The 26,034-nt window shown below is 43.6% G+C and carries 34 protein-coding genes; 31 read left to right on the forward strand and 3 right to left on the reverse strand.

Annotation, left to right across the window (positions count from 1 at the left end; genetic code table 11):
* Nucleotides 1-32: 32 nt before the first annotated feature.
* From V6668_RS08070 to V6668_RS08080, 3 genes are all read left to right on the forward strand, one after another.
* The gene (locus V6668_RS08070; protein ID WP_036610514.1) at nt 33-500 is read left to right on the forward strand and encodes a GNAT family N-acetyltransferase; all 468 of its coding nucleotides are present in this window, start codon (nt 33-35) and stop codon (nt 498-500) included.
* Between the two features lie 120 nt (nt 501-620).
* Complete coding sequence (locus tag V6668_RS08075; RefSeq protein WP_036611069.1) at nt 621-2,237, forward strand: xylulokinase; 1,617 nt, start codon at nt 621-623, stop codon at nt 2,235-2,237.
* Between the two features lie 296 nt (nt 2,238-2,533).
* Entirely contained in the window at nt 2,534-3,175 is a 642-nt protein-coding gene (locus tag V6668_RS08080; protein WP_036610511.1) for a FusB/FusC family EF-G-binding protein, read from the forward strand.
* A gap of 129 nt (nt 3,176-3,304) precedes the next feature.
* Here the strand turns inward: V6668_RS08080 and V6668_RS08085 are convergent, their stop codons facing one another.
* Nucleotides 3,305-3,892, reverse strand: a complete 588-nt coding sequence (locus V6668_RS08085; RefSeq protein WP_036610508.1) for an NAD(P)H oxidoreductase — start codon at nt 3,890-3,892, stop codon at nt 3,305-3,307.
* Nucleotides 3,893-4,136: 244 nt separating this feature from the next.
* Here V6668_RS08085 and V6668_RS08090 point away from each other — a divergent pair, with 244 nt between their 5' ends.
* The 14 genes from V6668_RS08090 (at nt 4,137) to V6668_RS08155 (ending at nt 11,973) form a co-directional block, all read left to right on the forward strand.
* Nucleotides 4,137-4,535 carry a winged helix-turn-helix transcriptional regulator gene (locus V6668_RS08090; protein WP_036610505.1) on the forward strand — a complete coding sequence of 133 codons (399 nt, stop codon included), beginning with the start codon at nt 4,137-4,139 and terminating at the stop codon, nt 4,533-4,535.
* Nucleotides 4,532-5,017 (forward strand): NUDIX hydrolase, encoded by a 486-nt coding sequence (locus V6668_RS08095; protein ID WP_338708112.1) that lies wholly within the window; start codon nt 4,532-4,534, stop codon nt 5,015-5,017. Before V6668_RS08090 ends, V6668_RS08095 begins: the two co-directional genes overlap by 4 nt.
* A gap of 69 nt (nt 5,018-5,086) precedes the next feature.
* Nucleotides 5,087-5,476 (forward strand): hypothetical protein, encoded by a 390-nt coding sequence (locus tag V6668_RS08100; protein WP_036610502.1) that lies wholly within the window; start codon nt 5,087-5,089, stop codon nt 5,474-5,476.
* Between the two features lie 229 nt (nt 5,477-5,705).
* Nucleotides 5,706-6,569 (forward strand): DUF4085 family protein, encoded by an 864-nt coding sequence (locus tag V6668_RS08105; RefSeq protein ID WP_338708113.1) that lies wholly within the window; start codon nt 5,706-5,708, stop codon nt 6,567-6,569.
* A gap of 14 nt (nt 6,570-6,583) precedes the next feature.
* A complete protein-coding gene (locus V6668_RS08110; RefSeq protein ID WP_143781019.1) occupies nt 6,584-6,877 on the forward strand; it encodes a hypothetical protein in 294 nt (97 codons plus the stop codon).
* Nucleotides 6,878-6,899: 22 nt separating this feature from the next.
* Nucleotides 6,900-7,115 (forward strand): hypothetical protein, encoded by a 216-nt coding sequence (locus V6668_RS08115; RefSeq protein ID WP_036610495.1) that lies wholly within the window; start codon nt 6,900-6,902, stop codon nt 7,113-7,115.
* Between the two features lie 46 nt (nt 7,116-7,161).
* Complete coding sequence (locus V6668_RS08120; RefSeq protein WP_036610494.1) at nt 7,162-7,707, forward strand: HAD-IIIA family hydrolase; 546 nt, start codon at nt 7,162-7,164, stop codon at nt 7,705-7,707.
* 20 nt (nt 7,708-7,727) lie between these two features.
* Nucleotides 7,728-8,201 carry an NUDIX domain-containing protein gene (locus V6668_RS08125; protein WP_036610491.1) on the forward strand — a complete coding sequence of 158 codons (474 nt, stop codon included), beginning with the start codon at nt 7,728-7,730 and terminating at the stop codon, nt 8,199-8,201.
* 84 nt (nt 8,202-8,285) lie between these two features.
* Nucleotides 8,286-9,149, forward strand: coding sequence for a phosphotransferase (locus V6668_RS08130; RefSeq protein WP_036610487.1), 864 nt, complete (start codon nt 8,286-8,288; stop codon nt 9,147-9,149).
* 70 nt (nt 9,150-9,219) lie between these two features.
* The gene (locus V6668_RS08135; protein ID WP_036610484.1) at nt 9,220-9,774 is read left to right on the forward strand and encodes a MepB family protein; all 555 of its coding nucleotides are present in this window, start codon (nt 9,220-9,222) and stop codon (nt 9,772-9,774) included.
* 25 nt (nt 9,775-9,799) lie between these two features.
* Nucleotides 9,800-9,985 (forward strand): hypothetical protein, encoded by a 186-nt coding sequence (locus tag V6668_RS08140; protein ID WP_036610482.1) that lies wholly within the window; start codon nt 9,800-9,802, stop codon nt 9,983-9,985.
* A gap of 115 nt (nt 9,986-10,100) precedes the next feature.
* Nucleotides 10,101-11,141: a hypothetical protein gene (locus V6668_RS08145; RefSeq protein WP_036610479.1), complete on the forward strand. Its 1,041-nt coding sequence runs from the start codon at nt 10,101-10,103 to the stop codon at nt 11,139-11,141.
* Between the two features lie 37 nt (nt 11,142-11,178).
* The gene (locus V6668_RS08150; RefSeq protein ID WP_338708115.1) at nt 11,179-11,613 is read left to right on the forward strand and encodes a hypothetical protein; all 435 of its coding nucleotides are present in this window, start codon (nt 11,179-11,181) and stop codon (nt 11,611-11,613) included.
* Nucleotides 11,614-11,676: 63 nt separating this feature from the next.
* Complete coding sequence (locus tag V6668_RS08155; RefSeq protein WP_338708116.1) at nt 11,677-11,973, forward strand: SHOCT domain-containing protein; 297 nt, start codon at nt 11,677-11,679, stop codon at nt 11,971-11,973.
* 142 nt (nt 11,974-12,115) lie between these two features.
* Here V6668_RS08155 and V6668_RS08160 read toward each other — a convergent pair whose 3' ends face one another.
* Nucleotides 12,116-13,099 (reverse strand): cation diffusion facilitator family transporter, encoded by a 984-nt coding sequence (locus tag V6668_RS08160; RefSeq protein ID WP_076252671.1) that lies wholly within the window; start codon nt 13,097-13,099, stop codon nt 12,116-12,118.
* Between the two features lie 292 nt (nt 13,100-13,391).
* Between V6668_RS08160 and V6668_RS08165 the strand changes: the two genes are divergently transcribed.
* From V6668_RS08165 to V6668_RS08205, 9 genes are all read left to right on the forward strand, one after another.
* Complete coding sequence (locus V6668_RS08165) at nt 13,392-14,069, forward strand: response regulator transcription factor (RefSeq protein WP_282322204.1); 678 nt, start codon at nt 13,392-13,394, stop codon at nt 14,067-14,069.
* A complete protein-coding gene (locus V6668_RS08170; RefSeq protein WP_338708117.1) occupies nt 14,066-15,442 on the forward strand; it encodes a HAMP domain-containing sensor histidine kinase in 1,377 nt (458 codons plus the stop codon). The genes V6668_RS08165 and V6668_RS08170 overlap by 4 nt, the downstream gene beginning before the upstream one ends.
* A gap of 67 nt (nt 15,443-15,509) precedes the next feature.
* A complete protein-coding gene (locus V6668_RS08175) occupies nt 15,510-16,640 on the forward strand; it encodes an ABC transporter permease (protein WP_338708118.1) in 1,131 nt (376 codons plus the stop codon).
* Complete coding sequence (locus tag V6668_RS08180) at nt 16,637-17,314, forward strand: ABC transporter ATP-binding protein (protein ID WP_338708119.1); 678 nt, start codon at nt 16,637-16,639, stop codon at nt 17,312-17,314. The genes V6668_RS08175 and V6668_RS08180 overlap by 4 nt, the downstream gene beginning before the upstream one ends.
* 134 nt (nt 17,315-17,448) lie before the next feature.
* Nucleotides 17,449-18,018: an NUDIX hydrolase gene (locus V6668_RS08185; RefSeq protein WP_338708120.1), complete on the forward strand. Its 570-nt coding sequence runs from the start codon at nt 17,449-17,451 to the stop codon at nt 18,016-18,018.
* Between the two features lie 45 nt (nt 18,019-18,063).
* The gene (locus V6668_RS08190; RefSeq protein ID WP_235200764.1) at nt 18,064-18,576 is read left to right on the forward strand and encodes a DUF4275 family protein; all 513 of its coding nucleotides are present in this window, start codon (nt 18,064-18,066) and stop codon (nt 18,574-18,576) included.
* Nucleotides 18,577-18,634: 58 nt separating this feature from the next.
* Complete coding sequence (locus V6668_RS08195; RefSeq protein ID WP_338708121.1) at nt 18,635-19,228, forward strand: DUF4304 domain-containing protein; 594 nt, start codon at nt 18,635-18,637, stop codon at nt 19,226-19,228.
* Between the two features lie 42 nt (nt 19,229-19,270).
* Nucleotides 19,271-20,086, forward strand: a complete 816-nt coding sequence (locus V6668_RS08200) for a phosphotransferase (RefSeq protein WP_338708122.1) — start codon at nt 19,271-19,273, stop codon at nt 20,084-20,086.
* 211 nt (nt 20,087-20,297) lie between these two features.
* The gene (locus tag V6668_RS08205; RefSeq protein ID WP_338708123.1) at nt 20,298-20,591 is read left to right on the forward strand and encodes an RNA polymerase alpha subunit C-terminal domain-containing protein; all 294 of its coding nucleotides are present in this window, start codon (nt 20,298-20,300) and stop codon (nt 20,589-20,591) included.
* A 19-nt stretch (nt 20,592-20,610) separates the two neighbouring features.
* On the opposite strand, the gene V6668_RS08210 is transcribed toward V6668_RS08205, so the two are convergent.
* On the reverse strand, nt 20,611-21,549 hold the full coding sequence (locus V6668_RS08210) for a hypothetical protein (RefSeq protein WP_338708124.1): 939 nt from the start codon (nt 21,547-21,549) through the stop codon (nt 20,611-20,613).
* 364 nt (nt 21,550-21,913) lie between these two features.
* On the opposite strand from V6668_RS08210, the gene V6668_RS08215 reads away from it, so the two are divergent.
* The 5 genes from V6668_RS08215 (at nt 21,914) to V6668_RS08235 (ending at nt 25,807) form a co-directional block, all read left to right on the forward strand.
* Entirely contained in the window at nt 21,914-22,420 is a 507-nt protein-coding gene (locus V6668_RS08215) for a DUF2569 domain-containing protein (RefSeq protein ID WP_076252651.1), read from the forward strand.
* 128 nt (nt 22,421-22,548) lie between these two features.
* A complete protein-coding gene (locus V6668_RS08220) occupies nt 22,549-23,163 on the forward strand; it encodes a histidine phosphatase family protein (RefSeq protein WP_076318215.1) in 615 nt (204 codons plus the stop codon).
* A gap of 41 nt (nt 23,164-23,204) precedes the next feature.
* Complete coding sequence (locus V6668_RS08225) at nt 23,205-23,861, forward strand: pyridoxal 5'-phosphate synthase (RefSeq protein ID WP_338708125.1); 657 nt, start codon at nt 23,205-23,207, stop codon at nt 23,859-23,861.
* An 80-nt stretch (nt 23,862-23,941) separates the two neighbouring features.
* Complete coding sequence (locus V6668_RS08230; RefSeq protein ID WP_036669445.1) at nt 23,942-24,511, forward strand: GNAT family N-acetyltransferase; 570 nt, start codon at nt 23,942-23,944, stop codon at nt 24,509-24,511.
* A 339-nt stretch (nt 24,512-24,850) separates the two neighbouring features.
* Nucleotides 24,851-25,807, forward strand: a complete 957-nt coding sequence (locus tag V6668_RS08235) for a radical SAM protein (protein ID WP_338708126.1) — start codon at nt 24,851-24,853, stop codon at nt 25,805-25,807.
* Nucleotides 25,808-26,034: the final 227 nt, after the last annotated feature.

Consider the following 26,034-nt stretch of genomic DNA (forward strand, 5'->3'; position numbering starts at 1 on the left):
GTAATGATGATGAGTGCGGGAGGGAATTCAAAATGGAATTTAGAAGAATAACTTGGGATAATTTTATCGAATGTATTGAACTTAAAGTCACTCCAGATCAACAAAGATTCATATCCTCGAACCAACATGCACTTGCTGAAGCGTACGTGGCCTCAGATGAGGGGCAGATTATTATTACTTTTGCAGTCTATAAGGAAGACAATATGGTAGGTTTTATTTCGATGTACTATGATGACGGGGATGGCAATTTTGAATATAGCAGTTATGGCATCTTCAAGATGATGATTGACCAGCGATACCAAGGTAAGGGATATGGTAAAGAAATGGTAGTAAAAGCAATCGAGTATGCGAGAACTTTTCCACGTGGAAAAGCCAAAGTTGTAGAACTCACCTACAAACCTGAAAATGTAGTTGCGAAGAAAATTTATGACTCTCTTGGTTTTATTCAAACCGGTGAAATATTGGCATGTGGCGAAGTACAGGCGGTATTAACTTTGTAATTGTCCGTTACAGCTCCAATCCTGCTCTTTCTTCATGAAATTTACACCTTGATTTGGGCTATTCAAATCAACTATTTCCGAATCGGGCGAATTCCAAATTGAGAGAGGATGAATACGATGATGGATCAAAACTTGAAACAAGCAACAGTCAGGGGAGAAACTTCGCTAGGTATTGAATTTGGATCCACACGAATCAAAGCTGTACTCATGGATCACCATTTTAATACCATCTGTTCAAGCAGTTATGAGTGGGAAAATCAATTGATTGGCGGTTACTGGACTTACCCTATGGATGAAATGATTCATGGGTTGCAACAAACCTATCATCAATTAAAGCAAGAGGTTGAAAAAAATTATGGTGTAACGATACAAAAAATTGGCTCAATCGGATGTTCTGCTATGATGCAGGGTTACATTGCACTTGATCAAACAGGGGAGTTATTGGTTCCGTTTCGTACATGGCGTAATGCCACAACGGGTAAGGCTGCATCAGAGCTAACCGAGAAATTCCAGTTTAAAATTCCAGAGCGCTGGAGCATCGCACATTTGTATCAAGCGATTTTGAACGGAGAAGAGCATGTTACGAACATCAATTATATTACGACGTTATCGGGTTACATACATCGGCTGTTAACTGGCAGTAAAGCTATTGGTATAGGGGATGCCTCAGGTATGTTCCCAATTGATGAATCCACACTGGAATACCATGAAGATATGTTGAAGAAGTTTGACGATATAATTGCCGACAAAGGCTACACGTGGAATCTTAAAGATATTTTACCTAAAGTGTACACTGCCGGTGAACATGCCGGATATCTTAGTGAAGCTGGTGCCCGACTGTTAGATCCATCAGGTAATCTGGAATCCAATATTCCACTTTGCCCTCCGGAAGGCGATGCTGGAACAGGCATGGTTGCTACGAATAGCGTCCAAAAACGTACGGGTAACATTTCCGTAGGTACATCGATTTTTGCCATGATTGTATTAGATAAAAACCTATCTAGGGTATACCCTGAGATTGACATCGTGACTACACCTGATGGCAATCCTGTGGCTATGGTTCTTGCGAATAACTGCTCCAGCGATATTAATGCCTGGGTCGACTTGTTCCGTGAGTTTTATGAGGCGATGGGACAGAAGCCCGATATGAACCAGTTATTCAGTGTGTTGTTCAATGAAGCACTGAAAGCTGACGCTGATGGCGGTGGCTTACTGAGCTATGGCTACTATTCAGGCGAGAACATTACAGGAATTGCAAAAGGTCGTCCGTTGTTCGTACGTTCTCCAGAGAGCCGCTTCAACCTGGCAAACTTTATGAGAGTCCATCTGTTTGCTGCGTTTGCTGCACTAAGGCTCGGGCTGGATATTCTCACACAGAAGGAGCACGTAACGATTGAGCACATTTGGGCGCATGGCGGATTGTTCAAAACCCCACTAGTCGCTCAAAAAATGTGCGCATCCGCACTGAATATTCCCGTGTCGGTCATGTCTACCGCTGGTGAAGGTGGCGCATGGGGAATGGCTATTTTGGCTTCCTACATGGTTAATAAGCAGCAGCACGAGGGTTTGGCGGAGTACCTTACTACCAAGGTGTTTATTGATGCAGAAGGACAAGAGGTTTCTCCAAATAGCACGGATGTGAATGGATTTGCCTTGTTCATGGAGCGTTACACGGAAGGACTGGCCATTGAGCAGTCAGCGGTAGATCATTTCGTGGAGAATGGGAAGAAAGCCTGAGATGTAATCATATTTCTTGAACAGAGGAAATTGGAACGAAGCCCGTTGCCTACACTATGCTGCCCTGCTATAATTCCTGTATATCTACTGCATTGGGGGTTATGACGTGGCAATATGGATAATGCCGGATTGCTCGTTCGCTAGAAAGCCTTACGCAAAGCCTGAATAGGGGCGGACTTTGTGTAGGGCGCGACAAAAATGAGATTGTTGCCCTGGAATCAACATCAACATAATGTTACATCCCGCAGGCTTTGCACCTTATTTGTTCTTCCAATAAAAATAAGGGGCTGAACGCCATGCAAACACCATTTATTCAGAATCATCAATTTAATTATATTCAAAAACAAGCTGATTTCCTGCTTAAAACGCTACGCTCGGTTGTGGATCCCAAAGTATTGGAAACCGTCCGTTATACGGTCGGCACAAATGCGGTGAGCATCTTCGATGAACTCACTTCGGAGCAGAAGCAACTGCTGGAGCAGTTATCCACGTATGAGACGACACATGAATTGCAGACGTATCTGAACCAGCTCGAATCATATCTGATTCCATATCCGCAAGTATCAGCGAAGCAGATTCAGAAGCTTTTTCCAAAGGCCAAGAAGCTCAAAGTGCCCGATCTCGAATCCATCGATTACGCACACACAACCTATCTGAGATGGACTGACATTGCGACGAGCCGTTTGTTCATCGTGTACCCGTACGAAGGCAGATTCCTCGGTATTGAGGGACGGATTACACCTACGAACAAAAAGGGGTACTGCATGTTCTGTCATCGTCATCAGGAGCTCGGATTCTTCAACGTGAAGACCAAGGCTCATTCGCCGGATAACTTTTCTTCCATTGCCCAGTACGTATGCATGGATAACACAGCTTGCAACCATAGTATTACCGATATCACTATGCTGGAGAAGTTTCTTCTCTCGACAGTAAAATAATGCAAGACACACAGGCAGGGTCGCTCTTCGGAGCGACCTTTTTGCCGTGTTCAAGTATAGTAATCCGCTATTGAACGTACCACTAAACTTCAGAATTCATATTAGGTTCACACCTTTTTTCTCATACGATCATGGAGTCGGAATATCGTTGACATAGTTCAGTCCCAAGTGATGTGCATGGTTCAGCAGTGCCTCATAATGCTCAGGCTTGGATTCCAACGTTTCATATAAAAACTCAACCCTCGATTGGGACACGCCGCAGTAATCGGCAATTCCCACATTGAGCAGGTTGGTGATCGATTGACCATAGTTGCGCTTATGCATCTGTTCTTCCGTCACACCCGAAAGAGAGATCCACAATATCTGCTTATGAGAGAGCTTGTTCGCGCCGTAGGCAAATCCGTTGTTCATGACACGATCCACATAACCTTTCAAAATGGCTGGCAGATGCCACCACCAGAGAGGAAACACAAAAGCCACAGCATCGTGTTTCTTCAATCGCTTCATCTCGGTTTCAACCTCAGGCGAGAACACCTGAGTTTCTTGGGTATAGTCTGGTTCATCCATCTCTCGGAGAATTGGGTCGAAGCCAATTCCATGCAAATCCAATATCTCATAACCGTGACCGGCATCGGTAAGACCCTGTGCAAAACGTTGAGCTACCTGAAAGGTCAAGGAGTCTTTTCTTGGGTGGGATACTACAACGAGTACGTTCATCTTATCTTTCACTACCTTTCTGGATTGCAGTCTTGTAGCCATAAATCAGTGGCTGATGCTATTATAAACAGGTATGAAAACATCTGGAAGTACGCACTTTGATGTTCTATAGGAAGAATGAAGTGCCATAGGAACATCAAAGTACCCTAAATGAATGCCTTGAAATAGATTTGAATAATGGAAAAAATAGCAGAAAAAAAGATCATGCTTCACCTTGATAGCCTATTTATGGAGGGGTTCAAAAATGACAGAACATGGAGAAACGAGTGCTCCAAAAAAATATAAAGTAGGCGTGGAAGCGGCCTTGGAAGTAATGGGTGGGAAGTGGAAGCCTTTGATTATTTATCATTTGATGACCGGACGGAAACGCACGTCGGAGCTTCGGCGGTTAATACCGGACATTACGCAGAAGATGCTGACAACACAGCTCAGAGGACTTGAAAAGGATGAGATCATACAGCGCAAGGTATATTCAGAGGTACCTCCCAAAGTGGAATATGAGTTGACGGACTACGGCTGGGGACTCAAGCCTGCCCTGGACCATTTGTGTTATTGGGGAGAAGAGCATCTGGATAAAATCCACGGAGATAAGTTTAAAGTTTTGGAGGACTTCGATTCTGAAGAGAAGGGGGCGAGAAATTGAATGGTGCGGAGCACGTGAAACAGGTAGTCCCTATTCGTTGTGAAGGCGTGGCTGTAGTTCTGTTGAAGAAAAGCCTCGATCAATACCGTGTACTGATGCTAAAGCGGGCTGGTCGTATGTTGCATAACGAGTGGTGTTATGTTGGCGGCGGGATAGAAAAGGGCGAGAAGGCATGGGAAGCTGCACTCAGAGAAGTTCATGAGGAAACAGGTATTACGGAAGTCCGGTTGTATTCTGCCAATCAATTCGAACAATATTATTCACCCATGGGGGAGTATATCTATACCGCTCCCGTATTCGTAGGATATGTGGATGAACGCCAGCCTGTCCGGTTAAATCATGAACATACCGAGTACCAATGGATGACGTTTGACGAAGCTAAAGAAAATGCGGCATTGCCCAGAATTGAAGACATCTTGGATTTTGTTGAAAAGCATTTTGTCAGAAAAGCCCCTTCCGAGTGGCTTCGGATTAATGGTTAGAATAATTAGGAGGTGGAACTCATCACATACAAGACGATTTATCCAAGAGCATGGTTGAGCCTATTATGTATGTTGGTCATTGAAGCTATGTTTTTCAGAAATATTATTTATGATGAAAATGGTATTATGAAGTACTTCCTGATCGTTATATTGACTTTTATTCTCGGTTACATCGTTTTTCTGCTCTGGCGTTTGTTTTTCACTAAACCCAGTATTACGCTGGAAAGCGATCATGTGATTTCTATGAAACATCAGAGATATGATGCATCTCAGATTGAGTGTATTTATATGAATTACAGACGGATTGGCATCAAACTCTATGGTAAACGGTTAGTGCCGATGGATCTATGTTTTTATTTTCAACGAGGTCAGGAGTCCGCAGGCGTAGAATCAGTGTATGAATGGGCGGCGCGAAACGACAAAGAGATCAAACATAAATTTTTTCAAACCGTGGGGTAGACCAGTACGTCTGTTGAGTATAAGGAATCGTTGAGGCTGAAGATTTTGGAGGAGTAGCGATGAAAACAATGAGCAATTCCTAACGAGCGGTGAGCGCTTAAATGATGACCCAGTTGGGGAATTCCCAAGAAGGCGAGGAGCCTGATGCAGGAGATCATGTCCTCACTAATTAAAAAGCTCTAAGTTTCAATAGCAAAGTAGATTCTATAAATCAACAGGAGAGATGCATATGAGATATCGAACTAAAGAATGGTATGAGCTTTGTCAGCAGACAGGGCTTCATTTTGGGATGAGGGTACATAGAGGAACTTACGAATTGGACGAAGCACTTTTCCTGCGACGTTATAAGAGAAAAGAAAAAGAGTATGTAGAGTTTCAGCGTGAGATGTATAATACAGATCCTCGTTTTTTGCTGGAGCAAAATGGCCATGTTTTTGTACCTGCCGAAAAGTTTCTTAGTGGGAATGAAATATCGGAAGATGATAAAAAAGTATATCAGATGCCTGCTGAAGAAAGAGAGCGGATCGAGAAATTAATCGCGGATTATGATGTGAGGCCTCCTTTTGACGAGCTACAGCATAGAATTGCATTTAAAGAGATGCAGGAATGGGATTACAAACACCAGAAAGAACGATTACCAAAGGAAATATATGAGCAAATTGCGGATATCCGTGTATTTACGTTGGGTTATTGCACGAGAGAAGTTATGCTCCAGCTGAAGAAACAGAGTGCAGAAAATAGGAGAGAGATGGAGCGTGTATCGAATGAATACAGGGAAGCCATTCTAGCGCAGGATATTCCCGATGAAATCCGTAGTCGGGTTCAATTTCATGATTGTACAGTGATGGAACTACTGACGGGAGATGAAGTGGTCATTCGTTTTGACACCCGTGGGGGCTTCACCAATATAAATAAACTCACGCTCGTTGCGCCGGAAATCCTTAAGCAAGATGGTGAGATTGTAGGCAGTTACTGGCTGTATCAAGAGCTGTATCGGATCGATAACGTATATGAGCTTCATGTTCTATTTGATGGAGAGAATATGCCTGAGTTGATTGTTCGCTGTGCTGATATTCTCGTAGAGGAAGAATGAGAGAGGCCAAGAGGATGAATATGGAGGGAATAGAGATGGAATGGACCACCAGTACCTTTGGTTATTTATCTACTCCCGTATTTGTCGTGGGCATTGCATGTTACTTCTTTCCTGATTTTCTATACAAAATATTTGTTCTGATGAGATATCGAAAAATTAAACCGAATTACGAGTTTGAAGATAACCCACCTAATAGTGATATCCCTAAACATATCGAAATAATATTAAAAGTACTAGGCACCATAATGGTTATATTAGGGATGATATGGTTTTGGTTTTCAGAAGAGTTTTATAACATATTATTTTGACAGCAAGGAGTTGAACACCATTTTGGAGTTTTATGGAGCTTTAGTAGTATCACTTATATGTTTAATTGTCGTTCTTATCTTTGCTGCAATTGTACGTTATGCGATAGATTCATCCAAAACATCGAAAAAGCTGGATGTATTAATCAAAGAAGTACACTATCTGAAAACTGAAATTAAAAAATTGCAACACCATAAGCAGCAAGATGGTAGCAAGCATATTATTGATGAGAAAGTATAGATGAACGACAAGACTTGAAATTTTTTTAAGAAGGGAACAGACCATAATGAAACCACAGGGAAACGTACAAGCTGTTTTTATAGACAGAGATGGAACAATTGGTGGTACAGGTCATTTTATTCATCCGAGAGATTTCAGATTATACCCAAATGCTCAAGAAGCAATTATGCATTTAAAACGAGAAGGAATTATGGTACTGGCTTTTACGAATCAATATCGAATCTCACGTGGAGAAGCGAGTGTTGAGGATTTTGAAGAGCAATTTCGCGAGTACGGATTCGATCACTCCTATATATGTCCGCATGAGCAAGAATGCAGTTGCAGAAAGCCTAAACCCGGAATGTTATTACAGGCATCAGAGGAACACAGTTTGGATTTATCCAAATGTATCGTTATTGGAGATGTAGGAGATACAGATATGCTTGCTGCCCATGCCGTAGGAGCGACCAAGATCATGGTGCGAACAGGCTGGGGGGAATCTTCATTAACCAAATTCAGAGACAAATGGATGGAGACCGAACCTGATTATATCGCAGAAGATATTTGGGATGCCGTACAATGGATCATTCATGGAAGAGAATTCAGTAATTAAAAGACAGGAGGTAACTGTGTATGGGCATGTCAGACTATTACAAAAACCTGAGGGAAAAGATCGGCAACGAGCTTGTTTTTATGCCGGGTGTAGCTGGGATTATCCGAAATGAACAAGGGGAGATCCTGTTCGGTCGTAAACATAACGAATCAACCTGGGGGTTGATTGCTGGAGCAATTGAGCTTGGTGAGACACCGGCGCAAGCGATGGTAAGAGAGGCACTGGAAGAGACAGGTTTAGTTGTTGAACCCGAGAAGATTATCGGAATATACGGGGGTGAAGCAAGAAGGATTACATACAGCAATGGTCATCAGGTCGAATATTTGACTATCGTATTTGAATGCAGGATCAAATCCGGGCAACTCACGCCCGATAATGAAGAGATGAAGGATTTACAGTTTTTCCCCGAGGATCAGCTTCCACCCATGGCAAACCAGTATCCAGATTATATTTTTAGTTCCAATCAAGAAGAACGGGCCCATTTTGAAAGATAACCCAACCCACTGTGCAGCTGGAATTTATACTCACCTTATCTTCGACAAATGAATTCAGATCCTAGTTATTATGAGGAGAACCATATGTTAATTAATCCAACGATTAATGAGATCAATAACTTATTCAAGATGCATCATATCAACGAAGAAATATCTGGAATTCAAAGTTTGTCAGGTACCACAGCTGGACGTGTTTATCGGTTGAGTACAAGTCTGAATAAGCACTATATTTTGAAATCAGATGAACCCGAACAGATTCACATCGCCCAGCAGTTTTTGGATACGTATAAGAATTCTTTGTTATTGCCTGAAGTTTTGTACACTGACCCGGCTAACACTCATTTTATTTATACGTATATGGAAGGTACGACCCATTTCAACCGGGGCCTGAAGAGAGAATGGTTAACTCGTCTGGTGAAAGAGTTATTCAATACATATGTGCGTTCTACAGATACGAAATCATGGGGCAGAATAGAGTTCCCGCAGAGGACATGGAAAGAATTCAATCAGATTAGTATTCAAGAAGCAAAGATGAATATCGGCAGTATTTTAACAACAGATGATTATAATCTGGTTCAATTCAAAGTGGATCGTCTTTTTCATGAGGAAGAAGAGAAGTTTCTTTTACATGGCGATACGGGGGTTCATAATTTTGTATTTGCTCAAAATAAACTCATAGGCGTCATTGATCCATCTCCAATGGTTGGACCTATCCTCTATGATTTTTTGTATGCGTTTAGCTCCTCGCCAGATAATATCAACACCGAAACATTATTTGCTACATTCGAACTTCTGGAACAGGTGGAAATGGAAAAATCCAGATTAATAGAGGAAGCTCTGGTTCATCTATATTGCCGAATTGGGCTGAGTAACAAGCATCATCCTGATGATCTGCCTGAATACTTGAAGGCATGGCAGGAATGGAAGCGATTATGTCAGGAACTTTGAACTAACAAAGTTTTCACACTATCGTGAATGCTCCAGTTCAGACTAAACAAGATAGGAGAGGTATCACAAGTTGGATAACAAAAATAGTTTGCATAGTCCGAATGGATGGACCTCCGATATGCTTCATGGCGACTTACTTGCCAGTAAAGAACTTATCTATGACAAGTGTGGTTTTGTATGCTCACAACCACATGAAGAAGCACAAAATGCTGAATATGGGGCATATGTGTTTACCTTAAATTCTCTCTCCATTCGATTCCGCGTCGCCAAAACGACGCCAACCAAGATCGGACAATTTGTTACCCTATGGCAGCGGAGTGAGGATGGAACGACACAGCCATATGATGTATCAGATCCAGCAGATATGTATGTCATTAGTACGCGCACAGGCAGCCACTTTGGTCAATTTGTGTTTCCAAAGCATGTATTGTTACAGCGAGATATCGTATCGGATCAAGGCAAAGGTGGCAAACGGGCCATACGTGTATATCCGCCTTGGGATAAGCCAACAAGTAAGCAGGCTGTAAAAACGCAGCAATGGCAGCTGGAATACTTCTTGAAAGTGTCTTTTACCGAACCGTTGAACTGTGATCAAGCTCGGGTACTTTATGATAAACCATTATAATCACCTATGATTTAGGAGTGTGGTCATGATCGTATTAACGTCAGCAATAGCATTTACCTTCCTGATCCTAATCGTGATTCTCTTTCAAGTTGCTTTAGCGGTAGGTGTGCCTTGGGGGGAGTACGCCATGGGTGGAAAGTTTCCCGGGAAATACCCTATCTCCAATAATCATTGCCATTTCATAACAATGAGCAACAATGGAATATACTAAACTAGAGCCCTGGCATGTATGCCAAAGGGCTCTATTAATAACTGCCGTTCCTCATTTATACTAATGATAGTTTAACCCTACATAGAGAAGATCAACGGAGAGGAGCGGTTATATTATGCCGATCTACTACTACCTTGCAGCAGTTTTATTAGTTGTAACAGCCTATTTGGTTCGACGTAAGTTCAAGATTTTCCGTCCAGCAGCAGGAAGACGCAGAAAACAGATGAAAGTTACGTACAGACGAAAAAAAGCACCATTGAATCTTGGACTTCGAGAAGAAGTCTCCTATCAGCAAACCATTCTTCAATTGGAGAAGAGTTACAATAAGCATTTTGCCAACAAACTCAAGATCCGAATTCAAAAGGAATATCCTCACATGAAAACGCTGGAGTATCGGTGGAAATTGATAGAGCTTAAGCGATATTTCATTATGACTTCATTACTTAAGCAGGTGCCCATGTTCAGTGATGAAGTTGATGATTTGTGGCATGAGATGCTGATGTTCACGAAATCTTACGCTGATTTTTGTGCAGAATTCATGGGTTCCACGGTGCACCATGAGCCGGCAATCACCCGCCGCGAAACGCCAGGAGCACGTGCATGGTTTGATTGGGTGTACTGTCAATTATTTGAGTTCACTCCCTACAGTGCTGCAATCTGGGGTGATTTTTTCACTTACCCATTAACCAGTGATGTACAGAAGCTGATCGCACAGGGAGATCAATCTGAACTGGTGAATGAACTGTTTCATGCCAGACGCAAGCAGGAAGATCCTGAAGCTGCTCAGGTGATTGCCTACTTGATTGATCAACTACGTAGATCCGCAACGCTAAGTGAAGAAGAGCTATCTCCAGCATTTTCCGGAAGTAGCGATGTAGCTCTCGTCATGGCTAGCGCCATGGTGTATTACTCCATGCATAGCGAGGCGACATATGGGCTACACATGGGGCGGCTAGAACAGGAAATTCTTCCACAGGAAAAGGCAGCCTATGGTTCCTCGTCAAGCAGTGGCTGCACGAGCAGTTCCAGCTGTTATGCTGATCAATGTACTGACAGTAGTAGTTCCTCGGGAGGATCTGGATCATCCTCGGGGTCATCTTCCGACTCTTCTTGCAGCTCATCCAGCTGTTCATCTTGTGGTGGTGGCGGAGATTAATGAAGTTGAGTATTTGGGCTACAGTGACTCTGTAATCTTGAATGAAACAGTCACAAGACCAATGGAGATTGCCGGAAAGGAAGATCATATGCGAAGCGACAAATTTACACCGTATTTAAGTTTTATAGGTTTTGGTTTAGTCATTCTGACCCTGAGTGTGCATATAAGTTTCAAATTAGGAATTGAGAAAGGTTTGGAAGAAGGTTCCCTTATGCTGTTGTCAGTTGCTAATGCAGTGTTGCTGGTATATCCATTGGCATGGGGAGTATTTGCTATACTTGAGTTCTACATGTTCTGGAAAGAAAAACAAAATATGAAGTCCAAGCTGGAACACGGAAAAATGAACAAAGAAGACTACTTGGATCAGATCAAGAAAGTTAAGACCAGTTTGGGAATCAACATCAGTTATATTGTCATCCTGTTGTTTCAGCTTGGATACGTCATTATAAACTGGGACGAGGTTAATGTTTAGTCTTCTGACCGACCTTTCCTGAAGTTTGAATAGAACATACATAACATTTAGGAGGAATATTCATTGAAAGTATTATCAATCGTCAGCCTTATTGGGTTCGTACTCAATTTTTTATTAATCGTAGTTTTTATAGATGGTTCGCAAGAAAGTGCGGAGGTAGCGGCAGGTTTGGGGATTTTGGGTGTCCTGTATGGTCTGCTTTTCTCAATTCTAACCTTGATCATATCAAGCAAGAGAAAAAAGACCCCTGTGAATGTTCATGAACAACTGCTTCAGTTGGGTGAATTAAAAGAGAAAAATATCATATCAGAATATGAATTCGATCAGAAGAAAGAGAAGTTACTCGCCAGGTACAAGTAGTTCAGAGCCTGCTGAGATAAAGTAAAGGCTATTCCATTTTCTATTCATGCAAAAAGCTGAACTTCTGCAAACAAAAAGACAGGGCATTCCCTTTAACGGGAAACTGCCCTGTTTTTGTTTACAGCTATAATGTTATACCATCTCAATGGTGATGATGCGCATGGGCATCTGGTGCGTCGCCTTTGACAGTACATAGTACCGAGGTGTCATGCAGATGTTTTTCGGACTCCACTTGGAGCGTCACATGTTTGATTTCTTTATGTTCCAGCATATGTTCAATCTTCTGAACCAGGATCTCGGATGCATAAACATCCATCGTTCCATCCACCACGATATGAGCGGTCAGCGCGTTCAAGTTACTGGTAATGGACCAGACATGCACATCATGTACACCTTTGACACCATCGACTTGTTTGATGGTTTGCACCAGTTCATTCACATCCACATTGGCTGGAGTGCCTTCCATCAAGATATGCAGGGATGATTTGGTGACATAGAACCCACTACGCAATACCAGTGCCGCGACAATTACACTCGCAAGTGGATCGGCCCAACCCCAGCCAAAGAACATCATGAGCAGGGCTGCCGCGATGGCCCCAACCGATCCCAGCATGTCACTGATGACATGGAGATAAGCCCCGCGCATATTCAGGTTATTCTCTGTATCGCTACCACGCATCATGATCCAGGCCACCAGAATATTGATGAGCAATCCAATGACGCTGATGATTAACATGCCTACGGTTGCGACTTCTGGCGGGTTGATAAAACGCCCAATCGCTTCGTAGAAAATGTAGAGTGCAATGGCGATTAACGTAATTCCGTTTAACGTAGCGGCCAAAATTTCAAATCTTCTGTATCCGTACGTTTTGCCAGTATTCACCGCTTTTTCACCAAAGGTGAACGCCAGCAAAGCGATCCCGAGCGCAATGGAATCGGACAACATATGACCTGCATCCGAGATGAGCGCTAGACTGTTGGTGATGAATCCACCAATGGCTTCAACGATCATATAGATGGTAATAATAATGAAGGAAAACAACAGGACTTTCTTGTTATTGGTAGTATGAGCGTGGTTGTGTCCATGATCGTGCCCATGGTTCTGATCGTGATGATGTCCGGACATATAAATCCTCTCCTTTGGAGCCTTGCTCCGTTATGTAATATGGTTTCTAGTGTGGATATAATTGATCCTTAGCGATGGTTAACCACTAACAAATGAATATATGAGCGTTTGTTCATATGTTATGGTTTTATTATAGTTGCGCCTCATAATAGTGTCAACCAGATTCATGGAAATGTAAACATGGCCGCGGTGTTTCCGGGAATGTGTACTGGCGAATGAGATTGCTTTTATGCTACCATCTGTGCAGGATCAAAGTGAGATGTACTCGTTACATAGAAGGGCGGACAACCTTATGAAACATCTGCTGCTGGCAGACGATGATGCCAATATTCGAGCACTCCTGCGGCATGTCATGACCAAGGAAGGATACCGGGTCCATGAAGCGCAGGATGGATTGGCAGCGGTCAAACTGATGCAAGAAACGCCGATCGATCTGGCGATCCTCGATGTGATGATGCCCGGCATGGACGGACTGGAGTTATGTGATTACATTCGGCAGCACTACGATATTCCAATTATGTTGCTGACGGCACGAGATCAGCTATCTGACAAGAGAGATGGTTATTTGAAAGGAACAGATGAATATGTGACCAAGCCATTTGAACCGGAAGAATTAGTCTACCGGGTAAAGGCGTTATTTCGTCGGTACCATCGCACATCCAGCGATATTATCCGTATGAACCGGATCGTCATTGACCGAAACAATGTGGAGGTTACCGATGGGCAATCCATTCTCTTTTTACCGATGAAAGAATTTGAATTACTCTCACAGCTTGCCCAGTTTCCAGGGCGGTTGTTCTCGCGGGATGAGCTCATTCGGCTCGTTTGGGGAGCAGATTACGAAGGAGATGACCGTACCGTTGATGTGCACATCAAGCGATTGCGTGATCGTTTTGCCGATTATACGGACGATTTCATCATCCAGACTGTGCGGGGTATTGGTTACAAGATGGAGGTGAAAGCACCTTGAGGACCTTGTACGTCCGGGTATTCCTCATTACAATTGCGGTGATTATGGTCAGCGGCATGCTCGGTTTTCTTTTGTCCAACATCTACTATCATACAAAGCTCAAGGATTTCAATGATGAGAAGCTGGTGGGCATCGCGACGCAAATGAAGCAATTTGTGGAACAGCAACCCGGCACGATGGAGCAGTATTTGAACAATGCCGCCGCACTCGGGTACGAAATCTATGTAACGGATGGAAAAGGCAACGACCTATTCTACGGCCGCGAATTCCGTGAGAAAGATCTGGACAAGCAAGCTGTAGAACTGGTGTTGAATGGTGAGGTATACCATGGCGTCGCGCAGTTCCCAAGCAAACCGTTCATTACCGGCTTCTTTGATAATCAATTAAGCAATACCGTGGGTGTTCATCTACAGCTAGGCAATGCGAATTACGCCCTCTTTATGCGTCCGGATGTAATTCTGCAATTCGGTGAGCTGCGGATCTTTTTTGCGCTGATTGGAGCATTGACGATAGGTATTAGTATCCTGATCTTTCTGATCAGTACCCGCTATCTGGTCAATCCGATTGAACGTCTGTCCGAGGCAACCAAACGGATTGCGCAAGGAAAATATAATCTGAAATTGCCTACCGCACGGCGGGATGAGATTGGACAGCTGGCCCAGCATTTCATGACCATGAGTCGTGAATTGGAAAGGGTAGATCAGGCTCGGCAGCAGTTTGTATCCAACGTATCCCATGAGATCCAATCGCCGTTGACCTCGATTCAGGGTTTTGCCCAATTGGTGGCGGATCGGGATCTGCCTGAACAGGAAAGAGAGCACTATGCATCAATCATTGAGGAGGAGAGCCGTCATCTCTCTTTGCTCAGCAAACAACTGCTACTCCTGTCCTCCCTAGAACAAGGCAACGAAGATCTGAGCAAAGTAAAGTTCTCTCTGCGAGATCAATTCCGGCAAGCCGTTCAGGTGCTGCAATGGCAATTGGAAGAAAAAGAACTGCTGCTTCGGATTTCGGTGCCCGAATCCATCCAGCTAGTCGGTAATGAAGTGCTGCTCATGCAAGTTTGGATGAATCTACTGGGCAATGCGGTAAATCATCTACCGCAGGGAAGAAGCATCGAGATTCACGCCGAGCAGACGGATAACCAGTGTGTGATTCAGATTCGGGATACAGGAGACGGGATTGCTGCGGAGCATCTGCCTTTCCTGTTCGATCGATTCTATCGGGTGGATCGTGCGCGGGAACGTTCTTCTGGACGAACCGGGCTTGGACTTGCCATTGTGCAGAAAATTATCCGAATTCATGACGGTACGATCGAGGTTTCCAGTTCGCCTGAGGGTACGGTCTTTACGGTGACACTTCCGCAGATGTAATCTGTTATTCATTTGCCGTTCATTTTCGCCTCCTATACTTGGATTATCAAGAGGGAGGTCACAGAACATGTACTTGGCTATTCGGGAAATGAGGTATGCCAAAGGGCGCTATGCCTTAATTGCTACAATCATGGTGCTGGTTTCATTTCTGGTACTGTTTGTTACAGGTCTTGCACAGGGGCTGGCGTATGATAACGCAGCTTCGGTCAAAAATATGGCAGCAACCCACTTTGTGCTGGAGCAGGATTCGAATCATCGGTTCACCCGGTCACAAGTGGATCAGGATCAACTTAATCAAGCTCGCTCCGTGGTGGGGCAAGAGAACGCTGAGCCACTCGGTGTGAAAATGACAACCGTCAGTCCAACCGGCGACACAAAAAAGATCGATGTCACGCTGTTCATGGTTAATCCGGAGGGCTGGCTTGCTCCAACGGTGACTGAAGGGTCTCCGATTACGGATCAGACAAAAGGGCAGGTTGTGGTGGACCAAAAGTTGTCTGAATCTGGTGTCACAATTGGCACCGTCTTGGTCGATCAAGCTTCGGGAACGGAGTGGACCGTTGGTGGATTTGTACAAAATGAGTCTTTCAGTCACTCCCCAGTAGTGTTCTTGAATGCACAGGAATGGCTCGCACTTCAGGGAAGTTCACGAACTTCGCAAGGTTCAGCAGACACCAATGCTCATGCTCCGGTGTACAATGCCATTGCGATTAAGGGTGGGGGCGATCAGGTAGACCGCCTGAGTGCTGCAATGCCTAATACGGAAGTCATCACAAAGTCGGATGCCGTATCGGCCATTCCTGGTTATAAGGAAGAGCAGGGATCGTTGCTCATGATGATCGCTTTTCTATATGTCATCTCGGCGTTTGTGCTTGCGGTATTCTTCTATGTCATCACAATTCAGAAAACAAGTCAGTTCGGGATATTAAAAGCCATAGGAACGCGGAATGCTTATCTGGCGGGTAGTGTTTCGTTACAAGTCTTGGTTCTGTCGGTTGGCAGTCTGGTCATTAGCGTACTATTGGTTCGACTGTTCGAGTCCATTCTTCCTGCATCGATGCCGTTTCAATTAGGCTTGTCCACCCTTGCTCTGACCTGTGTGTTATTCATACTCATGTCTGTGGCGGGTTCGTTATTCTCGGTGTGGAAGGTTACCAAAATTGATGCACTTGATGCGATTGGGAGGACAGCAGCATGAGAAACCGATTGGTATTACAGGGAATTACACAGACCTTTGAAGATGGCGGCAGCAAACGCACGATTCTGGACAAACTGGACCTTGAGGTTGCCGAAGGGGAACTTGTGGCTGTAATGGGGCCTTCCGGCTCGGGCAAAAGTACATTCCTGTCCATTGCTGGCGCACTTCTTGAACCAACGGAAGGACAGGTTTTGCTGGACGGGGCTTCTATTATGGGCAAAAGCAAACAGGATATATCCGATGTGCGATTACAGCAGCTGGGTTTTATATTTCAAAGTGCCAACCTCATTCCATATCTGAAAGTAGAAGAACAACTCATGGTGGTCGCAAAGCTCGCCGGAACGGATAAAAATAAGGCGGAGAAGCGAGTGGATGAGCTGCTGGATACGGTGGGGTTGACCCATCGGAGGAAGGCATATGCGGAGAAGCTGTCTGGCGGGGAACGTCAGCGGGTCGCCATTGCAAGGGCGTTGATGAACGATCCGGCTGTCCTGCTCGCGGATGAACCAACAGCCAGTCTGGATGCGGAACGTGGACTGGATATTGTCGGCATGATTGCACGGCTCGTGAAAGAGCAGGGCAAGAGTGCAGTGATGGTTACGCATGATGAGCGGATTTTGCCGCTCTGTAGCCGGGTTCTTTTTTTGGAAAATGGGAAACTGGTGCAGCATTAGAAGGAGAATGGTCTGAGAGTCTGGAGAGAACACTGATTCAAGGCTTAAGGGCAGAGAGCGTAAGAAGAGGGTCACGTATTCCCCGGTGGGAAGGTGGCCTTCTTTCTGTGTTTTCGACTATAATTGGAAGAATAGTGGAATTAGATAGAGAGGATCGGGTGCGGATGAGTAGCTTGAGTGCGGAACTATTTCCGGCGCTGAGTACGTCGATTCATTGGGGAATTATTGAGGCGGAGTTCAGATTTAACGATATCGTGGATGAAAATCTGGTGAGCAATATTAGCATCATTCCATTTGTCGGGGATCAATGTGTTGTCTTTCAACTGGATAATGGAGCCTGGGAGCTGCCTGGGGGTACGCTTGAAGCAGGTGAGCATTACATGGATGGACTGAAGCGTGAACTGATGGAGGAACTTGGGGCAGAAATGCGGTCCTATCAGATCTTTGGTCAATTCTATTGCACATCCAGTGCTTTGGAACCGTATCGGCCGCATATTCCGCATCCCCATTTTGTACGAATCATCGGATATGGAGATGTTGAACTTGTCGGTGATCCACTGAATCCGGAAGATGGCGAGCAGGTGGTTGCGGTGGAAGTGGTTGAGATTGATGAAGCGATCCGAAGATTCCAGGAACAGAACAGGCAGGACATTGCGGAGATGTACAAACTGGCTTATGTACTGCGAGATGAAGCGAAACAGTGAGAGGCAATGGTTAGGTATTCTAATTCCAGATAACTTACGGAGGTAATGATGATTCGAGATAAAATTAACGAGCTGCTGGATGCATTACCCGAAATGGAACTGAACCGAGCATATTGGGGGATTGAGCGTATCCATCAGGAATATATATTCAAGAAGAACTTGCAGGATAAGGGAGTTATTGTGTCCGAACTGTACGACGAATCCGAAGAGATTGTACAGAAATGGGACAGCGTATTTTCCAATAATATCGATGATGTGGTCAAAGAGTCTATCCATTATAGCCAGTACAAGTGGCATATGTTCAGTTATGAACAACAGAAATGTCTGACACATGATGAAGCACGAGATGCTTTCGATGCCGAGCCGAAAGATGAAGTATATGTGATGTATGAAAGTGGTGGTTGGGTGCTTTTATACGAAAACGCGAATCGGGTCATTGCAGCGGATTTTGATTCGGAGCAGGATATCTATATCTTCGACCGAGCGTTTACATGGACGTACGTGTATACGCACGAATCCATGTGTGGCCCTTATTTTTATAAAATAGAACAAGCATGATTCTGAACAAAAAAGGGTAACAACGAATTAAATAAACTTTGCCTTGGGAGTGATATCAATGCAGGAACTTTTTAAGAAGATCATCAAAACAGACGTCAAACCCGTATTTGCCAAACACGGCTATTCGAAGAAAAATCTGAATTTCTACAAAGCGGATGGAAACCTCGCATATAAGTTCAACATTCAAAGAGCAAAGTATAACACCAGTAGACAAGTCCAGTTTTATGTTAATTGTGGTGTTCATTCCACCGAACTTGCGGAGTTGCATTCCGTTGGATTGAATGGAGACATATTGGAGTTCACATCTCATTTTACCTGCCGAATCAGAGAAATAGCCCCTTCCGCTCCGGCCCACTATACCTTAACGCCTGATATCGATCCAGACGCTTTATCGAAAGAACTGGTGTCACATTTGGAAGAGGGTATGTCATTCTTACACTCGCTAACAGGGGCCAAAGATATAGTCCATTATTATATGGACAAGACAGCGCTATATTTAAGCGAAGTAACCTTCCGCTTCCTGCTAAAAGCCGGCAATACGGAAGAAGCCAAGCATTATTTACAGCAACTGTACGCCAAATACGGAGCCGAAAAGCGCTGGACGATATTAGAAAAGAAATATGCAGCCGTTTTTGCCGAGTACGGATTATAAGCTTTGCTCCAGACAAATAGCCAAAATGAGAGGGGATAACATATGAACGATACTCAATATAATTTAAATTTTGAGAAACTGTGTAATGAATTACAGCTTGGTGAATTGATCAGTTCGCCCAAACCGATTTCAGGTGGACTTCTTCATCGAATGTACGCCATTCAAACGACGCAAGCTAATTATGCAGTTAAGGCATTGAATCCCCAGATCATGATACGACCTGCTGCTGTGCAAAATTATATTGATTCAGAAAAAATCGCAAGCGTGGCAGCTGAACATATCCATGCTCAACCTGCAAAAAGGTTAAAGGGTGCTTCTATACATAACATTGATAATCAATTCTATCTAATATTTGATTGGATTGAGGGTCAATGTTTGAAACAAGATGAAGTTACTATCAATAACAGTTCTCTGATGGGAACGATTCTTGCAGATATCCATAAAACGGATTTTAGACAACTAGAATTGGATAGTTCACAGGCGACTAATTCTAAAAAAATAGATTGGCTGTTTTATCTGAACAAAGGAAGAAATGAGAATTCGGAATGGATTAAGATTTTGGATTCCAATATGGATAAGCTGTATGAGTGGAGCATGAAAGCTAAGAATTCATCTTCAATGTTAGCATCCAATAATGTTATTAGTCACAGAGATCTGGAACCTAAGAATGTGATGTGGAGACAAGACATACCTATTATTATAGATTGGGAATCGGCAGGTTATATTAATCCGATGCATGATCTGGTAGAAACAGCTGTGTATTGGTCAGTAGATAGCGCTGGAAGTATAAACGAGGAAAAGTTCTTGGCTTTTATAAGTGGATATAAGAAGCGAGTGGGGAGTCTAACAGCCAATTGAGAAGTGGTTCTGGATATTGGTTTTGCTGGAAAGTTGGACTGGCTCGAGTATAGTCTTAAACGGTCACTGTGGATTGAATGTACGGACATAGAGGAACAGCTAGTAGGAACATCCCAAGTCATTAGGACTTTAGAGGCTTTGAAACAATACGAGTATATGATTTCAGATATAAAGAACTGGTTGAATACTTAATCCAGGAGGGGATGCCCATATGGCAAACGGTAAAGGAACACTCAGGACGTGCGAACAAGGACATTTGTATTATAAAAAAAGTGATTGCCCAACCTGTCCAACGTGCGAAGCTGAACGTAAACCGACAGAAGGATTTCTAGCTTTGCTGTCAGCTCCCGCCGGACGTGCCTTGGAGAATGAAGGCATAACAACACTACTGCAACTTGCCGAGTACACGGAGAAAGAAATCCTGAAGCTGCACGGAATCGGGCCATCTGCCATGCCTAAACTTCGAAATGCATTGGAAGAAGAGGGATTGTCTTTTAAGAAATAACCCTCTTCACCCCTTTCCTCTAATCCAAGACGGAAGTAATCTCCTCCATCGTTACCCGATACAAGAAGTTACCTTCACTGAGTAGCAGACGATGTTGGCGAAAATCCTGCCGTGCCTGCTTGAAGGGCTGATCTTCCTCATTTAACAAAACAATCTTCTGCCCCTTGTTCAATCTACTGGGTTTCTCCATTTTCTTAAGCACAAACGTACCATGTTTACCGTACCCGGCATCAAACAAGAAATGATAACCATCCGTACTGAGGCCAGAGGAACCGGAGATGTTTGGATTCATAAATGTTACGTTAGGTTCACTGGTTCCCCCTGAGATACAACCGAGTTCAAAATCGGTATAGAAGTAGAACCAGATCTGCTTCTCATTCACCACATTGAGTGCGTAACAATCTGCAATGTCAGCTGCGCTGTTTTCGTACACTTTATTACCGTGCTCATCCCAGGCCAACAGACCGTTTGATCCAATTGGATCGGCCCATCCGTAGTTACCAAATACCCCTTCATCAAAGTAACTGGTCCAGATTGTTCCCTGCTCTGTGACCTGTACACTTTGGATACCGTCTCCCAACAGAAACTCGCGAATTGTATTTCCGTCTAAATCACACACTTTGGCGTTCAAATCAAATTGTTCATTTCCGTAATTCGCACACCGTGCTCCGACGAGCAGCAGATGATCATGTAATGGTTGTACGTAATGATAATTGAACGTCTGCCCCCAGATGACAACTTCCTCAATAGTTTGATCTGTCACAATAAGCACTTTGTACGTATAGCTTTGCTTCAATTTACTTTGGACGAACATACCTCGCTCTCTCTCGGGGATCTGATTCATCAACAACACATAGACAAGGCCATCACCGCCCCACTGGGTGGAAACGATATCGAAGTCCTCGACATAATTTGAAATGTCGGCAAAAGGCAAAAGTTTTACTTTAGGATTGGGCATATCCATATCCTCCTTTGTAGTCAAATGCAGAGTCACCATCTGCATCTGTATAAGAGGATTATGACGTTCACGTACTAAACTGAACATGGCGGAAGTATAGCGAAGGTCTTCTATGGCTTTTGCAGCGTATGAGTACGATGTTTTGAAATGGATGCTTTGCTCTTGACACGCATAGTACAATAAGGAAGTTGTGTAAAATTCTATATGAGAGGAGGACGGAGAGATCGCTATAAGGAGAGTGTGAAAATACATACAACGGACGTGAGTAAAGGGATAGAAGCACCCGTAGATTCGATTTGCATTATTAATATTACGAGGAAGACTCATCTCAGAAAAACAAAACTGCATAAGGAAGTGTTACGAGGTGGAACCACATATTCAAGAGCAAAAAACAGACTACCGTCCACTAGGTGTGTCGGGATTGGGTGGTTGGCTGATTCTCATCCAGATTGGATTATTTGTTACGGTAATTCTACTTGCAGTTCAATTATTTCAGCAGATAATACCCACATTCACAACTGAGACTTGGGAAATGCTAACTTCCAAACAATCAGACTATTATCACCCATTATGGGGTCCAGTACTTATTTTTGAGATGGTGTACAATACGCTGTTTTTATTATTCAGTGTATATACAATTTTTGTGTTTTATAGCAAGAAAGCAATATTACCCCGTCTGATGATCATCTTCTATGGTCTCAGTCTGATTGTAGGTATTATTGATTACCTATTATTGCTCCAGATTCCGTTAGCAAAAGAATTGGAAGATGGAAGCTCGATCAGAGAAATTGCTAAATCTGTCATCACTTGTGCCATTTGGATTCCTTATTTTATCAAATCCGAGCGAGTTCATAACACATTTGTAAGATAAATGGTAAGCAGGAAATACCCGATCTTGGATAGAAGCTATCTGAGATCGGGTTTATTGTATATATGCCGGGCTAGTCATACAGTGTAAAGGTATATTGTTCATTATAGAAATGAAAAGGAGGAGAGATCTTGAAAATTTATCTGGTAAGGCATGGGATGGATGAGGAAGGGTATCGAGGCGGATGGAGTGATCGTGGACTTACGGAACAGGGAATCAATCAATCCAGGAAACTGGGAGAGCATTTGCATCATCATGCTGAGGAGTACAACATACATACGATTATTAGCAGTGATCTTCCTCGTGCAGTGCAGACTACACGGGAAATTGAGAAGAAATTAAACATGCAGGCTAGCTTAATGAAAGATTGGCGTGAGATGAATAACGGAGATTTGGCAGGCATGCTCCATAAGGATGCTGAAGAACATTACCCAGGAGTTTATTTCAACACCCTTGAAATGGATTCACCTTTTCCGAGAGGAGAAAGTCCAAGGGATTTTTATAACCGGATAAGCATATCTTTCGAGAATCTTCTTAGAGATATAGAGGAACAAACAGTCAAGTCCAATGTTCTGTTAATTACTCATGGCGGAGTGATTAACATCCTGTATTACCTGCTTGAGAAGAGGGAGTGGAGTAATAAGTCCAGCTTTTATCCCATGGACAACACTAGTGTACATACCGTTGAAAAGGGAAGGCATGGTTGGAAACTTAGCAGCGCAAATGTGTTAAGTCATCTAGATTAGTTGTTTTCATGATAGATTAAAGAGAAGATGGAGGCGATGACATGAGCGATAAACCAATCGAACTGTTGCAACGTTTAAAATCTTTATCCGGCCCATTTCCAACGTGGGATACGGGGCAGTTGCCGGAGCGGCCGGGGAAGCTATTTTTGGAGTGGTTGAGATTGGCGGTTGAGAACAAAGTGAAAGAACCTCACGCTATGACAATCTCCACCGTGGATCAAGACGGTTATCCTGATGCGCGGGTGTTGATTTTGAAAAACATAATTGATGAAACGTTCTATTTTGCCTCCAGTTCGGAGAGTCGAAAAGGGCAGCAGTTGAAGGAGAATCCTCATGTGGCTCTGACATTCTACTGGCCTTCCCTTGGAAGACAGATTCGGATAAGGGGAATTGCCGAGGATCGGGGAGATGAAGCGGGCGCTGATGATTTCCGCAAACGTTCAGCTGGAGCAAGAGCAGTTGCTATGACAGGGCATCAGAGTGAGGTTTTGGATAGCGAGGAAGTGCTGGATAGTTCCATTGAAGCTCAGAAGGAAAAGATAAGACGTGACCCCAGTGTTGTTACACCTCATTGGCGTTTATATGCCTTGAATGCACAAGAGGTGGAGTTTTGGCAGGGAGATTCGGAGCGCAAGCATGTACGAGTCCAATATGTAAAGGAAGATGGGCAGTGGAAGACACTCAGATTATGGCCTTGATTGTACAACAGATGAGTTAGGCAATATGGACCGAATTGCTGAGTGTTTCTTTGTCCTACTAATCTCAGGAGGGTGAGTCAATGAAAACGATTGAAAGTTTCTTCGAACCATTTCCCGTGTTGGAAACCGAACGGACGTTACTCCGGCCTCTTACCTATGATGATCTGGATGATATGTATAGTTATTGCGTTGTACCTGCTGTATCGGAGTTCACCACCTGGGACGCGCATCAGAGCAAAGAAGACACCAAAGCTTTTTTAGATTTTGTCATGAGTCGCTATGAGACGGATCTAATAGGCCCATGGGGGATTGAAGATAAACACACCAAGAGGCTGATCGGTAGTTGTAACTATCTAGGGTGTGATAGCGATAACAGGAGAGTTGAGCTGGGATATGTGTTATCTGATCAATATTGGAATCAAGGCTACATGACTGAAGTAGTGAAACGAATCATCCGATTTGGATTTGACGAAATGGGGCTCGAGCGAATCCAGGCCAGATGTTTAGTGGAAAACACAGGTTCTGCCAAGGTCATGGAGAAGGCAGGCATGCAATTCGAAGGTGTGCTGAGGAAATACATGAAGGTAAAAAATGAGCTTCAAGATCTGAAGATGTATGCTATCGTAAAAGAAGACTTCTACTCGTGTTAAATAAAGAACGTGTTATTGAAAAGTCGTGTGTCATTTATCAGGCTGGCGAGCCATGGATCTTCCTATAATCCTGAATTTATCAGTGATACACAATAAAAGCAGAAGTAAGAAATAGCTTGAATTGCTGCATCAAAAGGTCAAGGTATCGTATTTTATATTGTCTAATTCAATAATTATATGCCTAGCTTTGGCCCATTCCTGATCGTTGAGGAAATGGGTTTTATTTTTGTTTTTAACAACCAACGTACATAATGTCATATCTTGAACCAGGTGCCTTCCGCTATAATCTTCAAGTTATTAAAACATGGATTGAATGAAGGAACCAGGAGGTACAACGAATTGACGACCAAAAACAAATATAAATCACTCGAACTGGAAACCCCCGGCGTGTATGAGCTGGAAGGGCTTGAAGTGGGAGTGACATCGAACTGCAATTATAAATGCGACTATTGCTGCGCCTACAATCGGGATGATGGAGCGTGTATCAATAGTCAGGAAGTCATCCGTATTATTAGTGAGCTTCCTCGTCTCAAGAGAGTGCGATTGTCAGGGGGAGAAGTTACTCTGAAATATCAGGATTGCCTGGAGATTGTGACGTACTGTGCGGCACATGGCATCGATACACAATTGAACAGTAATGCCAGTCTGCTGACTGAAGAACGAATCATCGCGTTGCGTGATGCAGGCTTGTCCAACATTCATATCTCGTTCAATTATACGGATGCGGAGTCTTATGCTGCGTACTACCGCGTGCATCCTCGCATGTATGAGAGACTGGAGCAGAATATCCGTTTGTGTACAGAAGTCGGTCTGGAGACGGTATTGGAAACGTTACTGTTTAAAGGCAATCAAGCGAACATGCAGGCCATTAGCGATAAGGTGTATGATCTGGGTGTGCGCATCCATGAGATCCAGAACAGCATTAAGATGCCGAATACCGACTGGACCCAGATTGTATCCAAAGAGTCCCTTGTTCGATCTGTTACGGAGCTGATAGAACATAAGAAGCCAGATACAACGCTCTATTTCACCTGTATGGATCGGTTCGCTGAACAGTTGAATTTGCGTGAACAACCGGGTGTGTATTTCTCTAATTGTGTGGATGGCACGAAACAGCTGCACTTGCACGGCAACGGGGATATTCTCATCTGTGAGTTATGCCACCCTGTCGTGATTGGCAACATCTATACTGGAACGTCTTTGAAGGATATTTATGCCCAACAGCCACCGGCGTTAACGGAATTTTTGGAAAAGCGGCCTTGTCCCGCGTACGATGCTCTTTTTGCAGACGCATAACAGGAAGACCTGATGAAGATATGTGATATGAATGTTGAACGAAATATGTACACGATAACAGTGACATTTAGGGTTCTATAGATTAAAAAATCAAGGTGATCTGATTTCCTTAATAGGAAAACGGATCACCTTTTTTGATTGAACTATTCATTTACACAATAACGGAGAGGACAGAAAAAACCTGAAAAAGCGAAGCGTTCGCCTGAAAGCTTTCTGAAAGAAAGCTG

The sequence above is a fragment of the Paenibacillus amylolyticus genome, assembly GCF_036894225.1.
Lineage (GTDB): Bacteria > Bacillota > Bacilli > Paenibacillales > Paenibacillaceae > Paenibacillus > Paenibacillus amylolyticus.